This window comes from Salinisphaera aquimarina (assembly GCF_042643355.1).
Lineage (GTDB): Bacteria > Pseudomonadota > Gammaproteobacteria > Nevskiales > Salinisphaeraceae > Salinisphaera > Salinisphaera aquimarina.
In genome coordinates this window covers 558672-571919 of the sequence record NZ_JBHRSS010000001.1, presented here as the reverse complement: position 1 = coordinate 571919, position 13248 = coordinate 558672, and the positions used below count along the sequence as shown (strand labels likewise).

Genomic DNA, 13248 nt, shown 5'->3' with positions numbered 1-13248 from the left:
CCAAAGCCGCGCCCCTAGTGGTCGAGATACAGACGGCTCGCGCGCCACTGGCGCCCGCCGTAGCGCACCAGAACCGCGATCGCGGCGGCGGTCGGCAAGGCAATCAGCACGCCGACGAAGCCCATCAGCTGACCACCTGCGAGCACGGCGAAGATCACCCAGACCGGATGCAGGCCGATAGCGTCGCCCAGCAACAACGGCTGGAGCACGATCTGCTCCATCACCTGACCGATGCCGAAGACGACGAACACCCAGATCAGCTGGAACGGGTCGCCGGTCTGCACCAGCATGGCGATGCTCGAAACCGCCAGCCCGCTGATCACGCCCACATAGGGCACGAAACTCACGATACCGGCGCCCAGCCCGATCACCAGCGCCAGATCGAGGCCGGCCAGCCACAGGCCCACGATATAGATGGAACCCAGCACGGTCATGACCAGCAGCTGGCCGCGAATGAACTGGCCCAGCACCTTGTCGGTCTCCTCGGCCAGTTCGGTGATCGTGTCGACATAGCGACGCGGCAGCTGCGAACGAATCCAGGCGACCATGTGATCCCAGTCGCGCAGCAGATAGAACATGATCACCGGGATCAGCAGCAGGTTCATGACCATGGCCATGAGTGCGGTGCCCGAGGAGAACGCTTTCTTGGCCAGCGTCGAGGCGAAGCCGCCCGCGGTGCCCCAGTTTTCGGCGATCAGACTCTTGATCGAATCCACGTCCAGCGGCTGGCCGCCGCGCGACACGCCGCCCAGATAGGGTGCCGTGGTGCGCTGAATCCAGTCCAGATAGCGCGGCAGATTCTGTACGAAGGTGTTGATCTGCTGTTGCAACAACGGCAACAGCAGCAGCACGAGCAGCACCATCGTCAGCGTCACCACGGCGAATACGACCACTACTCCGCTGGTACGTGACAGGCGCATGCCTTCGAGTCGATCGACCAGCGGATCACAGACATAGGCCAGCCCCGCGCCGATCAGAAAAGGCGTGAGAATGGATCCCAGCAGCCAGATCAGCAGAATCACGGCGGCGAGAGCGACGAGCAGGATGTTGCGACGACGGATCATGTGGTTATGCGTGACTCGACGGATACGCGACAATAAGGCGGCAAAGCCGGATACAGGCGCGGACAACGGTGATCGAACAAAGCCATGCCGCGACGCAGCACGTTTTATTCGGCGGGGCATTCAACCCGCGTTACAATAACATGCGAACCGTGCGCCAACGCCGTGAAAACCGGCGCCATACTTTCCATTGCGAGCGAACCGACGTGAGTCAACGCCCAACCCTGACCTACGCCGACGCCGGCGTTGATATCGATGCCGGCAACCGGCTGGTCGACGAGATCCGCGAACCGGTCGAAGCCACGCGTCGACCGGAAGTCATCGGCGGCCTCGGTGGTTTCGGCGGCCTGTTCGAACTGCCGGTGGATCGTTATCGCCGGCCCGTGCTCGTCTCCGGCACCGACGGCGTGGGTACGAAACTGCGCCTGGCGATCGACGCACAGCGCTACGACGGCATCGGTATCGACCTGGTGGCGATGTGCGTCAACGACGTACTCGTGACCGGCGCCGAGCCGCTGTTCTTTCTCGACTATTACGCCACCGCCCATCTCGACGCCGCCGTGGCGGCGCCGGTGATCAAGAGCATTGCCGAAGGCTGCCGCCAGGCCGGCGCTTCGCTGATCGGCGGCGAAACCGCAGAGATGCCGGGCATGTATGCGGCCGGCGATTTCGACCTGGCCGGTTTCTGCGTCGGCGTGGTCGAGTATGACGATCGTATCGACGGCAGCCACATGACCGAGGGCGACGTGGTGCTCGGCCTGGCCTCGTCGGGCGCGCATTCCAACGGCTATTCGCTGGTACGGCGGATTCTCGAGGTCGCCGGCGCTACCCTGGAAACACGCCTGGCCGACCAGAGCCTGGCCGACGCCCTGCTCGCCCCGACCCGGATCTATGTCAAGGCCATAAGGCAGCTGCTGCCCCGGGTGGACGTCCGTGGCATGGCGCATATCACCGGCGGCGGGCTGGCGGAGAATTTCGCCCGCGTGATCCCGGATCATCTGGCTGCCACCATCGAGCGCAGCGCCTGGCAGCAGCCGGCGATCTTCGACTGGCTGGCCCAGGCCGGCAACGTCAGTGACGCTGAAATGGCGCGTACCTTCAATTGCGGGATCGGCTTCTGCCTGGTCGTGCCCGCCGATCAGGTCGCCGAGGCCACGGACGTGCTCACCGAAGCCGGCGAGCAGGTCTTCGAACTCGGCCGCGTTCACACGCGCGAGGAAAACGCCGACCCCGTCCGCCTGGTTTGATTGACGGCACGCCGCGCGCCGCGCAACCGGCGCGCCTGGTCGTACTGATTTCCGGGCGTGGCCGCAATCTGGACGCGATCATTCGGGCGATCGAATCCGGCTTACTCGACGCGCGCATCGAACTGGTCGCCTGCAACCGCATCAACGCCGAAGGCCTGCGCATCGCGCGTCTGGCCGGGCTGCGAACCGCGGCCATCGACCCCAAGGCCTTTGCCGACCGCGAATCCTTCGACCTGGCACTAGGTAATCGTATCGCCGCCGCCGCACCTGACTGGGTCGTGCTGGCCGGGTATATGCGCATCCTCAGTTCAGCCTTCGTACAGCGTTTCGCCGACAGACTCGTCAATATTCACCCATCGCTGCTGCCGCGCTACAAAGGCTTGGATACGCACGCCCGCGCGCTGGCCAACGGCGATGCCCGCCATGGCGCGAGCGTACATTTCGTCACGCCCGATCTGGATGCCGGCCCGCTGATTCGTCAGGGCAGCATCGCGGTCGACCGTGGCGACAGCCACGAAACCCTCGCCGACCGGCTGATGCAGCGCGTCGAGCAGCGCCTGTATCCCGCGGCGCTGGCCGATCTGGTCGACGGCCGTGTGGTGTATCGCCAGGGCCGGGTATGGCGCGACGAACGAATTCAGGAGCAATGCCCGCATGTCGATTACGATACTTCCGTCGACGAATGACCGATTGACAAGGCAATCCGCGCGAGCGCTTCGCGGCGCCTTGACGATTGTGCTCGGCGTCCTCGCAACCGGCACAGCACAGGCCGACGTCACCGATACCTTCACCGCGAATTTCGATGTCCATCGCGGCAAGCTCGCGCTCGGCACCACCGCGTTCGGAATCACGCCCGGCGCCAAGGCCGGCTGCTATGTCTATACCGGACAGGCCCGGCCCAACGCGCTGGTGCGGCTGTTTCTAGGCGACGTCACCGATGAAAGCCGTTTCTGTATCGAGGACGGCGTAATCCGCCCACAGCATTTCAGGCATCACATCGCCGGCGACGAGAAGAAAAGCTACACCCTCGACTTCGACTGGTCCGCGCACGAAGTCCATTACCGCAGCGAAGCGGGCAAACAGGACACCATGACGCTGCCCGAGCGCGCCCTCGATCCGCTGTCCATCCATATGGCCGCACGCCAATGGGTGGATGAAGCCGACGACCCGGAAACACTCGGCGAGGCCGATTTTCCGATGGTCGACGAAGACGAGATCAAGACCTATCGCCTGCGCGCGACCGACGGCGGCGATATCCAGACGCCCGCCGGCCGCTACGACACGGTTCGGGTGGATCGCGTCGACGACAACAAACGACTCACATTCTGGCTCGCCCGCAGCGCCGAATGGATCCCGGTCCGCGTGGAGCAGCAGAAAGACGAGGACGGCATATTCCAGATGAACATGACCGCGCTGGAGCGCTAGCTAGCGCTGGCCAACGCCGGCCAATATCGGCCAGTACCGCTCAGGTCCGCGGTAGCGTCACGCCGCGCTGGCCCTGGTACTTGCCGCCGCGGTCCTTGTATGACGTCTCGCAGACCTCGTCGGATTCCAGGAACAGCATCTGAGCCACGCCTTCGTGGGCGTAGATCTTGGCCGGCAGCGGCGTGGTGTTCGAGAATTCGAGCGTCACGTGCCCTTCCCATTCCGGCTCGAGCGGGGTCACGTTGACGATGATGCCGCAGCGCGCATACGTCGACTTGCCCAGGCAGATCGTGAGAACGCTGCGCGGAATTCGAAAGTATTCAACTGTGGACGCCAACGCGAACGAATTGGGTGGAATGATGCAGACATCGCCCTCGAAATCCACAAAACTCTGCGAATCGAAATTCTTCGGGTCGACCAGCGCGCTATTGATGTTGGTGAAGATCTTGAACTGCGGCGAGCAGCGCACGTCGTAGCCATAGCTCGACACACCATAGGAGATGATCTTTCCGCCCCCGTTCTCCTTGACCTGTCCCGGCTCGAACGGCTCGATCATGCCGTGATCGGCCGCCATCCGGCGGATCCACCTGTCGGATTTGATGCTCATCTATCGGCCCCAGGGCAACTCAAAGCGCGCAGTTTATAGCCTGCGCCATGCGGGAGCGAGCATCGCCAATCCTTACTCATGCTCGCAGCCGTCACCATGACGATGCTGGCCCCATCGGCAAACGCTGCTACCCCCGTCTCGATCGGGGTCATCGCCCCGGCCTCTGCCATCAACGGCCGGGCGATTTTTCAGGGCATACGCATGGCCACCGATGAGATCAACGCCAACGGCGGCATTGACGGTCGTCAGATCCAGTTGCACGAATACGACGACCATGCCTCGGCCACCGACGGCATACGCGCTTTCCAGCGTGCGGTCAGACAGGATCACACCGTCGCGGTGCTGGGGAATTTCACCAGCGAGGTGGCTCTGGCCATCCAGCCCTGGGCGGCCCGCCTCAAACAACCGTATATCGTGACCGGCGCGGCCACGACCAAGATTCCACAGCGTATCCATGCCCAGTACGAGCAGTACAAATACGTTTTTCGGGTCAATCTGAACTCGGCCTTCCTGGCCAAGAACGTCTGCGCCACGACCAAGGACGTGCTGGTCAAGCAACTCGGCTACAAGACCGCCGTGATCATGAGCGAGAATGCCGCCTGGACCAAGCCGCTGGACGCGGAATACATGAAGTGTCTGCCCGAGGCCGGGCTCAAGGTACTGGATCACATCCGTTTTTCTCCGGGCACGACGGATTTTTCGCCGATCTTCAGCCGCATCGCCAAAAACAATCCGGATGTGATCATTTCCGGCATTGCCCATGTCGGGGTCAAGCCGACCATACAGTGGCACCAGCAGCAGGTGCCGGCGCTGCTTGCCTGCTGGAGTTCCCAGGCGGGGGCCAGCAGCTTCTGGCAGGACAGCAGCGGTGCGGCGAACGGCGTGATCACGGGCAATCTCGGTGCCAGTTCCGCGGCGCTGACCGACAAGAGCATACCGTTCGCGAAAGCCTATACCGAACGCTTCAAGGAAAGCCCGGCCTATGATGCCTACACCAGCTACGATGCCGTTTATGTGCTGAAAAACGCGATCGAACGCGCCGGCGGCGACGAGGCCGACGCGCTGGTCGCGGCTCTCGAGAAGACCGACTACACCGGCACGATCGGCCAGATTCAGTTCTACTCGAAGGATTCCGAGTACGCCCACGACACCAGGTACGGCAAGCAGTACGTCCCGGGCGTGGCGATTCAGTGGCAACAGGGCGAGCAGGTCGTCATCTGGCCGCCCCAGGCCACCACGGGCAACGTGATCCTCCCCGACTTCGTGCCCAGGGATAAGAACGATTCCTGAAATCGTTGTCCTCGGGTAGACGAGCGGTCGCGACATGACGACCGGACGTGTTCGTCACGCCTGCTGCGGCACCAACCGCAGGAGGCGTGACGTCACGCTGCGCTTGCCACCGCCACGATCGCGTGGCGCAGGGTTTTCGACCTGTTACCTTATGTAGCAATAATTCAAACGATCACCGATATGCACGTACAGATCATCCGCGAATTCGGCGCGCCCGACGTCTTCGAAGCCGCCGACATCGACAAACCCAGCCCTGGTCCGGGACAGATTCTGGTCCGTCAGATCGCTTCCAGCGTGAACCCGGTCGACACCAAGCTGCGCGCCGCCGGCCCGCCGATCGCGCCGGAACTGCCCGGCGTGCTCGGCTGTGACGTCGCCGGCACGGTCGAGGCCGTCGGCCAGGGCGTGACCCGCTTTCAATCCGGCGACGCCGTCTACGGCTGCGCCGGCGGCCTGCGCGGACGCGGTGGTGCCTATGGCGAGTTCATTGCCGTCGACGCCGAATTCATGGCCTTCAAGCCGGATACGCTCAGCTGGCGCGAAACCGCTGCCCTGCCGCTGGTCACGATCACCGCCTGGGAAGCCATGGTGGACCGTTGCCGCGTCGCCCCCGGCGATCATGTGCTCATCCACGGCGGCGCCGGCGGCGTCGGCCATATCGCCATCCAGATCGCCAAGGCCCAGGGTGCGCGCGTCGCCGCCACGATCTCGTCGGCGGCCAAGGCCGATATCGCCACGCGCATGGGCGCGGACGAGACCATCAACTACAAGGAAGAAAGCGTCACGGACTACGTCGAACGCCTGACGGCGGGTCGTGGTTTCGACGTGGTGTTCGACGCTACCGGCGGCTCGGATATCGCCACCTCTTTCGCCGGCGCGCGGGTCAACGGCCAGGTTGCCACCATCGTGTCTCAGTACGAGGCTGATCTGAGCCCAATGCACGTCAAGAGCCTGACGCTGCATACCATCTTCATGCTCACCAGCATGTTGAACGGCACCCATCCGCAGCATCACGGCGAGATTCTCACCAAGGCCGCGGCCCTGGCCGCCAACGATCAGCTCAAGCCGCTACTCGACGACCGACGTTTCAACCTGGACGATATCGCCGCCGCCCACGGCCATCTGGAAGCCGGCATGGCCGTCGGCAAGATCGTGATCGATATCGCCGACGAGGCGCGTCAGTTGTAGCGCGGACTTGTCCTCGAAGTAGCAACTGTCAGGGCGGATAAAACAGGAACAGAAGGCGTTATCCGCAGATCACACAGATTTCGCAGATGAACAGAAACGCCGGCTTAGAGCCGGCGTTTTTCTTGGCCGTCATGATCAGCAGCGCTGCAGACAACTCAAAAGCCTCGAACAATCAGGAGTTGGAATGCTCTGGACCAGTACGCATGAAAATCTGTGTCATCTGCGCAATCTGCGGATCAGTGCCTTCCTGCTCTGGTTTCCGTTTGCGGCACAGTGCTGTCAACAACGCTTTCTAACTTAAGTGCTCTCGATCTTGATATTCGGAAACTTGCTGGCGTAGTCCTTCTTCTGGCGGGCCAGACGCGCGCCGGTGTTGCGCGAGACGTCGAAGTAGGCCGCGGCGAGCGCGCCCTCGGGATCGGCCACGACGGTGGGCGTGCCGGCATCCGAATGTTCGCGGATGGCGATATCCAGCGGCAGTTCACCGAGCAGATCGACGTCGTATTCGTCGGCCAGGGTCTGGCCGCCGTGGGCACCGAAGATGGCTTCCTGGTGGCCGCATTTCGAGCAGATGTGTGTGCTCATGTTCTCGACGATACCCAGCACCGGAACGTTGACCTTCTTGAACATCTCCACGCCCTTGCGCGCGTCGATGAGCGCCAGATCCTGCGGCGTGGTGACCACTACCGCGCCCGAGACCGGAATCTTCTGCGCCAGCGTGAGCTGAATATCGCCGGTGCCCGGCGGCAGGTCGATGATCAGATAATCCAGATCGTCCCAGGCGGTCTGGAACAGCATCTGCTGCAGCGCCGAGGTCACCATCGGCCCGCGCAGGATCGCCGGCGACTCCTTGTCGATGAGATAGCCGATCGACATGGTCTGCAGGCCGTGAGCGACCATCGGCAGCAGGGTCTTGCCGTCCTTGGCCTGCGCCCGGCCTTCGATGCCCATCAGGCGCGGCTGACTCGGGCCGTAGATATCCGCATCCAGCAGACCGACCGATGCGCCGTCGGCCTTGAGCGCCAGCGCCAGGTTGGCGGCCACGGTGGATTTGCCCACACCGCCCTTGGCCGAGGCCACGGCGATGATATTGCGCACGCCGTCGACGCGCTTGAGCGAGGGCTGCACGGCGCGTGCGGCCACTGAAAAGCCCACGGTCACATCCGCCCGGTCGATACCACTGACCGCTTCCAGCATGGCACGCACACGCTCGGCGAGCTGCTGACCGTACTGGCCACAGGGAAAGCCCAGATCCAGCGCCAGCTTGACGTGGCCCTCCTCCGCTTCCAGCGAGCGCACCGCGCGGGCGCTCATCAGGTCGGTATCCAGATAGGGTTCGTTGAACCGGCCGAGCTCGGTCTCGACGGTCTTCTTGAGAGAATCGCTCATGGCGTGCACTCGATGATTGTCTTTACGAATTGAAACGGTGCCGATGATAGCAAGGACGAACCGCCCCGCGTGACCGCTGTGGCATACTGGCCGGCTCGAAAAAGTCGGATTTGTACGAGCCATGGCGCGCGATATTCTTGTTACCTCTGCCCTGCCCTACGCGAACGGGTCGATCCATCTTGGCCACTTGGTGGAATATATCCAGACCGACGTGTGGGTACGCTTCCAGAAGCTGCGCGGCAACAACTGTATCTATGTCTGTGCGGACGACGCACACGGCACGCCGATCATGCTCAAGGCGCGTGACATGGGCATCGAGCCCGAGCAGCTCATCGCCGATGTCGGCGCCGAGCACAAGCAGGATTTCGACGATTTCCTGATCGGCTTCGACAACTATCACTCGACCCATTCGGACGAGAACCGCGAGCTGGCCAGCGAGATCTACACGCGTCTGGAGAAAGCCGGCCATATCGCCCGCCGCACCATCTCGCAGGCGTACGACGAAGAAAAACAGATGTTCCTGCCGGATCGCTTCATCCGCGGCGAGTGTCCGAAATGCGGCAGCGCTGAGCAGTATGGCGATGCCTGCGAAGTCTGCGGTGCGACCTACCAGCCGACCGAACTGAAGAACCCCGTGTCGGTTCTTTCGGGCGCGACGCCGGTCGAGCGCGACTCCGAGCATTATTTCTTCCAGCTCGCCGATTTCGAGCAGTTCCTGCACGACTGGACGCGTAGCGATCATCTGCAGGAAGCGGTCACCCGCAAGCTGGACGAATGGTTCCAGGCCGGTCTGCGCGACTGGGACATCTCGCGCGATGCACCCTATTTCGGCTTCAAGATTCCGGGCACCGACGACAAGTATTTCTATGTCTGGCTGGATGCGCCGATCGGCTATATGGCCAGTTTCGCGAACCTGTGCAAGCGCCGGGACGACCTGGATTTCGACCGCTTCTGGAAGGCCGACTCCGACGCCGAGCTGTATCACTTCATCGGCAAGGACATCGTCTATTTCCATGCGCTGTTCTGGCCGGCCATGCTCGAAGGCGCCGGCTATCGCACGCCCACGGCGATTCATGCGCACGGCTTTCTCACCGTCAACGGCGAGAAGATGTCCAAGTCGCGCGGCACCTTCATCAAGGCGCGCACCTGGCTCAAGCACCTGCCGGCGGAGTTCCTGCGCTACTACTTCACCGCCAAGCTGTCGGGCAAGGTCGAGGATCTCGACCTGAACCTCGACGACTTCATGGCCCGGATCAACTCGGACCTGGTCGGCAAGTACGTCAATATCGCCAGCCGCTGTGCGAATTTCATCACCAAGCGGTTCGACGGCCAACTCGCCGACTCGCTGGACAACCCCGCTTTATTCGAGCGTTTTGCAGCCGCCGCCGACGAGATCGCCGAGCACTACGAGCAGCGCCGTTTCGCCCAGGCCGTACGCCAGATCATGGCGCTGGCCGACGAGGCCAACGCCTATGTCGCGGAGCGGGCACCCTGGCAGCTGGCCAAGGAAGAAGGCCGCGAGGACGAGCTGCAGCAGATCTGCACGACCGCATTGAACCTGTTCGCCCAGCTCACCATCTATCTCAAGCCGGTGCTGCCGGAAACCGCGGCTCGCGCCGAGGCGTTCCTGCAGGTCGGCGATCTGGGCTGGGCCGATCTGGCCACGCCGCTGACCGGCCACGAAATCGCCAAGTTCAAGCCGCTGCTGCGCCGTGTCGAACAGCCGGCCATCGACAAGATGATCGAGGCGAGCCAGGAAGATCTGGCCGTCAAGGCCGCGCCACAGGCCCAGGCCGAGGCGCCGAAGAAAGCCGAGAAGAAGCCGGCGGATAAGAAGTCGGAATCAGCCGAGGGCGCCGGCACGATCGAAATCGGCGATTTTGCCAAGGTCGATCTGCGTGTCGCGCGTATCGCCAGCGCCGAACATGTGGAAGGCGCGGACAAGCTCCTCAAGCTCACGCTCGATGTGGGCCCGCTGGGCACCAGGCAAGTCTTTGCCGGTATCAAGTCCGCCTATGCGCCGGAGGCGTTGGAAGGCCGGCTGACCGTCATGGTCGCGAACCTAGCCCCACGCAAAATGCGCTTCGGCCTGTCCGAAGGCATGGTGCTGGCCGCTGGCGATTCGCCGCATATCCTGTCGCCCGACGACGGCGCCAAGCCAGGCGACAAGATCAAGTAGCCCATGAGCGAGCCGTCTGTCGACGCCATAGACGCCCTGCTGCCGCAGACGCAGTGCCGGCGCTGCGGCTATGACGGCTGTCGGCCGTATGCCGAAGCGATCGCCGCGGGCGAGACGGATATCAATCGCTGTCCGCCCGGCGGCGACGCGACGGTCGAGCGGCTGGCCGTGCTCACCGGCGAGTCGGTCAAGCCGATCGACCCGGAATGCGGCGACGCCAGCGTGGCCAAGGTCGCCTTCATTCGTGAAGACGAATGCATCGGCTGTACCCGCTGTATCCAGGTCTGTCCGACCGACGCGATCATCGGTGCGGCCAAGCAGATGCATACGGTAATTGAATATGACTGCACAGGCTGCGAGTTGTGCGTGCCGGCCTGCCCGGTCGACTGTATCGACATGCCCGAATCGGAAGCCGAGAGCGGCCAGCCGCTGTGGCCGCCCGAGCGCGACATCGATGCCGAGCGCGCCGCGCGCGCACGCCAGCTGTTCGAGGCGCGACAGGCACGTCTGAACCGCAAGACCACACGCCGGCGTCGCGCCAATCGCCACGACGCGACGGTCGACGCGCGCGAAGATGCCATCGCCACGTCCGCCGCCAAGAAATCCACGATCGCCGATGCGATAGCCCGCGCCAAGGCCAAGCGCGAAAACAATCGCGGTTAGCGCCTATTGGCGAAACGTTGTTGTAGTTTTAGCCGCGGATAGACGCAGATGAATGCGGATAGATTAGCGAGGGCGGCGCCGTAGCCGATTGACGACTCGAAGCAATGAACAAGACCAAACGAACCGAGATTTTCGAGCGCCTCAAGGCCGCCAATCCCGCGCCGAAGACCGAGCTGGAGTATGGCTCGTCTTTCGAGCTGTTGATCGCGGTCATCCTGTCGGCTCAGGCCACCGATGTGGGCGTCAACAAGGCCACGCGCAAGCTCTACCCGGTGGCGAACACGCCGCAGGCGATCCTGGACCTGGGCGAGGACGGGCTCAAGGAATACGTCAAGACCATCGGCCTGTACAACAGCAAGGCCGCCAACATCATCAAGACCTGCCGCGCGCTCATCGAGAAGTACGACGGCGAAGTCCCGTCCACGCGCGAGGAACTGCTCGCCCTGCCGGGCGTGGGCCGCAAGACCGCGAACGTGGTGCTCAACACGGCCTTCGGACAGGCGGCGATGGCGGTGGATACGCATATTTATCGGGTATCGAATCGCACCGGCATCGCCCCCGGCAAGACCGTGCGCGCGGTCGAGGACCGGCTCATGCGGCTGGTTCCGAAAGCGTTCCTGCAGGATGCGCACCACTGGCTGATCCTGCACGGACGCTATGTCTGCAAGGCACGCACACCGCTGTGCGCTGATTGCAGCATCGTCGATCTGTGCGAATATCGGCACAAGACCCATGTATCTAGCAAGGACACCACAACATGAGCCAACGCTCCGCCGACGCCTTCACCGCCCGCAGCACGCCGCGCATTTTCTGTATCGGTCGCAATTACGCAAAGCATATTGCCGAACTCAACAACACCCTGAGCGGCAAGGAATCGGTGGTGTTCATGAAGCCGGCAAGCGCGCTGGTCAAGCCGGACGAGGCGATTACGCTGCCCACCAATGTCGGCGAAATACATCACGAGGCCGAACTGGTGGTCGAGATCGGCCACGGCGGACGCGATATCGCCGCCGATACGGCACGCGAGCACATCAGCGGGATCGGCCTCGGTCTGGACCTGACCCTGCGCGACGTCCAGACCGAGCTGAAGAATACCGGCGAGCCCTGGGAGAAAGCCAAGTCCTTCGACTACAGTGCTCCACTCGGCCCGCTCGTGGCGTTGACCGACGCCATGGATCTGGCCGATATGCATTTCGAATTGAGCGTGGACGGCACAACCCGGCAGAAAGCCCATACCGCCGACATGCTCGTGGGCGTCGCCGATATCATCGCCATGCTAAGTCGTCACTGGCGGCTACTGCCCGGTGATCTGATCTATACCGGCACCCCCGAAGGCGTCGGCCCGATCAGCGCCGGCATGCAGCTCGAACTGTCCTGCCCTCAGCTGCCGGGCGCTCGGTGGACCACCGCCTGAGCGCGGGCGCGGCAATCTCGCGTGGGTCGACAGGCCTGATAATAAATAACAAGGAACAACGTATGCATAAGGCGCTCGACGATATCGCCCTGGTGGTGTTCGACCTCGACGGCACCCTGATCGACTCGGCTCCCGATCTCACCACGGCGGTCGCCAAGACGCTGGCCGACTACGGGCTCGAGCCAGCCGGCCTGGACTCGGTGCGACACTGGGTCGGCAACGGCAGCCACAAGCTGGTCGAACGCGCGCTGGCAAACGCCGCGGCCGACGGGGTCGATACCGATGAGGCACACGAGGCGTTCCTGCGCCACTATGCCGCCGCGCCGTGCACGGATACGGTGCTCTATGACGGCGTGCGCGAGTGCCTCGAATCGCTGCGCGACCAGGCATACGATCTGATGCTGGTGACCAACAAGCCGATCGCTTTTCTACCGCCGATTCTCGATGCCCTCGACCTGAACGGCTTCTTTTCGCTGACCCTGGGCGGCGACAGCCTGACCCAAAAAAAGCCCGATCCCGCGCCGCTTCTGTATGCGGCACGCCAGGGTGATATAGCGCCCGGCGCCGGCCTGATGATCGGCGACTCGCGGCACGACGTGCAGGCGGGCAAGGCCGCCGGGTTCCGTACCCTGGCCGTCACCTATGGCTACAATCACGGCGACCCGATCAGCGACAGTGGACCCGACCATATCGTCGACAGCCTGGCCGAACTGCTGTAAATCCAGCAGCTTCCCGACGGCACAAAACTAAAAAGAAACATTGTCATTTTAGCGGCGCTGGGTGAC

At 63.1% G+C, this 13248-nt stretch carries 13 protein-coding genes; 10 read left to right on the top strand and 3 right to left on the bottom strand.

All coding sequences use genetic code 11. The annotated features are described in order from the left end of the window. Nucleotides 1-14: 14 nt before the first annotated feature. Nucleotides 15-1064, bottom strand: coding sequence for an AI-2E family transporter (locus ACFOSU_RS02615; protein ID WP_380686177.1), 1050 nt, complete (start codon nucleotides 1062-1064; stop codon nucleotides 15-17). Between the two features lie 203 nt (nucleotides 1065-1267). On the opposite strand from ACFOSU_RS02615, the gene purM reads away from it, so the two are divergent. From purM to ACFOSU_RS02600, 3 genes are read left to right on the top strand one after another with little or no spacing between them, the layout of a single operon-like run. Further along, nucleotides 1268-2308, top strand: a complete 1041-nt coding sequence (gene purM / locus ACFOSU_RS02610; protein WP_380686175.1) for a phosphoribosylformylglycinamidine cyclo-ligase — start codon at nucleotides 1268-1270, stop codon at nucleotides 2306-2308. After that, nucleotides 2305-2994, top strand: a complete 690-nt coding sequence (gene purN, locus ACFOSU_RS02605) for a phosphoribosylglycinamide formyltransferase (RefSeq protein ID WP_380686173.1) — start codon at nucleotides 2305-2307, stop codon at nucleotides 2992-2994. The genes purM and purN overlap by 4 nt, the downstream gene beginning before the upstream one ends. 49 nt (nucleotides 2995-3043) lie before the next feature. Continuing rightward, nucleotides 3044-3733 carry a DUF3108 domain-containing protein gene (locus ACFOSU_RS02600; protein WP_380686449.1) on the top strand — a complete coding sequence of 230 codons (690 nt, stop codon included), beginning with the start codon at nucleotides 3044-3046 and terminating at the stop codon, nucleotides 3731-3733. A 40-nt stretch (nucleotides 3734-3773) separates the two neighbouring features. On the opposite strand, the gene dcd is transcribed toward ACFOSU_RS02600, so the two are convergent. Then, nucleotides 3774-4340: a dCTP deaminase gene (gene dcd, locus ACFOSU_RS02595; protein WP_380686171.1), complete on the bottom strand. Its 567-nt coding sequence runs from the start codon at nucleotides 4338-4340 to the stop codon at nucleotides 3774-3776. A 96-nt stretch (nucleotides 4341-4436) separates the two neighbouring features. Here dcd and ACFOSU_RS02590 point away from each other — a divergent pair, with 96 nt between their 5' ends. Continuing rightward, a complete protein-coding gene (locus tag ACFOSU_RS02590) occupies nucleotides 4437-5630 on the top strand; it encodes an ABC transporter substrate-binding protein (RefSeq protein ID WP_380686169.1) in 1194 nt (397 codons plus the stop codon). 180 nt (nucleotides 5631-5810) lie between these two features. Further along, nucleotides 5811-6818: a zinc-dependent alcohol dehydrogenase family protein gene (locus ACFOSU_RS02585; RefSeq protein ID WP_380686167.1), complete on the top strand. Its 1008-nt coding sequence runs from the start codon at nucleotides 5811-5813 to the stop codon at nucleotides 6816-6818. Between the two features lie 297 nt (nucleotides 6819-7115). Here the strand turns inward: ACFOSU_RS02585 and apbC are convergent, their stop codons facing one another. Next, complete coding sequence (gene apbC, locus ACFOSU_RS02580) at nucleotides 7116-8207, bottom strand: iron-sulfur cluster carrier protein ApbC (RefSeq protein ID WP_380686165.1); 1092 nt, start codon at nucleotides 8205-8207, stop codon at nucleotides 7116-7118. 121 nt (nucleotides 8208-8328) lie between these two features. Here apbC and metG point away from each other — a divergent pair, with 121 nt between their 5' ends. From metG to ACFOSU_RS02555, 5 genes are all read left to right on the top strand, one after another. Beyond that, nucleotides 8329-10386: a methionine--tRNA ligase gene (gene metG / locus ACFOSU_RS02575; protein ID WP_380686162.1), complete on the top strand. Its 2058-nt coding sequence runs from the start codon at nucleotides 8329-8331 to the stop codon at nucleotides 10384-10386. A gap of 3 nt (nucleotides 10387-10389) precedes the next feature. Continuing rightward, entirely contained in the window at nucleotides 10390-11049 is a 660-nt protein-coding gene (locus ACFOSU_RS02570) for an RnfABCDGE type electron transport complex subunit B (protein WP_380686159.1), read from the top strand. Between the two features lie 104 nt (nucleotides 11050-11153). Continuing rightward, on the top strand, nucleotides 11154-11810 hold the full coding sequence (gene nth, locus ACFOSU_RS02565) for an endonuclease III (protein ID WP_380686157.1): 657 nt from the start codon (nucleotides 11154-11156) through the stop codon (nucleotides 11808-11810). Beyond that, nucleotides 11807-12463 (top strand): fumarylacetoacetate hydrolase family protein, encoded by a 657-nt coding sequence (locus ACFOSU_RS02560; protein ID WP_380686155.1) that lies wholly within the window; start codon nucleotides 11807-11809, stop codon nucleotides 12461-12463. Before nth ends, ACFOSU_RS02560 begins: the two co-directional genes overlap by 4 nt. Before the next feature lie 62 nt (nucleotides 12464-12525). Further along, nucleotides 12526-13182, top strand: coding sequence for a phosphoglycolate phosphatase (locus ACFOSU_RS02555; protein ID WP_380686152.1), 657 nt, complete (start codon nucleotides 12526-12528; stop codon nucleotides 13180-13182). Nucleotides 13183-13248 lie beyond the last annotated feature (66 nt).

What these genes read in the sequence shown, in the direction of transcription:
- ACFOSU_RS02560 (WP_380686155.1), top strand. Translation starts at nt 11,807, where the DNA reads ATGAGCCAACGCTCCGCCGACGCCTTCACCGCCCGCAGCACGCCGCGC.
- apbC (WP_380686165.1), bottom strand. Translation starts at nt 8,207, where the DNA reads ATGAGCGATTCTCTCAAGAAGACCGTCGAGACCGAGCTCGGCCGGTTC.
- ACFOSU_RS02615 (WP_380686177.1), bottom strand. Translation starts at nt 1,064, where the DNA reads ATGATCCGTCGTCGCAACATCCTGCTCGTCGCTCTCGCCGCCGTGATT.
- metG (WP_380686162.1), top strand. Translation starts at nt 8,329, where the DNA reads ATGGCGCGCGATATTCTTGTTACCTCTGCCCTGCCCTACGCGAACGGG.
- ACFOSU_RS02570 (WP_380686159.1), top strand. Translation starts at nt 10,390, where the DNA reads ATGAGCGAGCCGTCTGTCGACGCCATAGACGCCCTGCTGCCGCAGACG.
- ACFOSU_RS02555 (WP_380686152.1), top strand. Translation starts at nt 12,526, where the DNA reads ATGCATAAGGCGCTCGACGATATCGCCCTGGTGGTGTTCGACCTCGAC.
- ACFOSU_RS02585 (WP_380686167.1), top strand. Translation starts at nt 5,811, where the DNA reads ATGCACGTACAGATCATCCGCGAATTCGGCGCGCCCGACGTCTTCGAA.
- ACFOSU_RS02590 (WP_380686169.1), top strand. Translation starts at nt 4,437, where the DNA reads ATGACGATGCTGGCCCCATCGGCAAACGCTGCTACCCCCGTCTCGATC.
- nth (WP_380686157.1), top strand. Translation starts at nt 11,154, where the DNA reads ATGAACAAGACCAAACGAACCGAGATTTTCGAGCGCCTCAAGGCCGCC.
- dcd (WP_380686171.1), bottom strand. Translation starts at nt 4,340, where the DNA reads ATGAGCATCAAATCCGACAGGTGGATCCGCCGGATGGCGGCCGATCAC.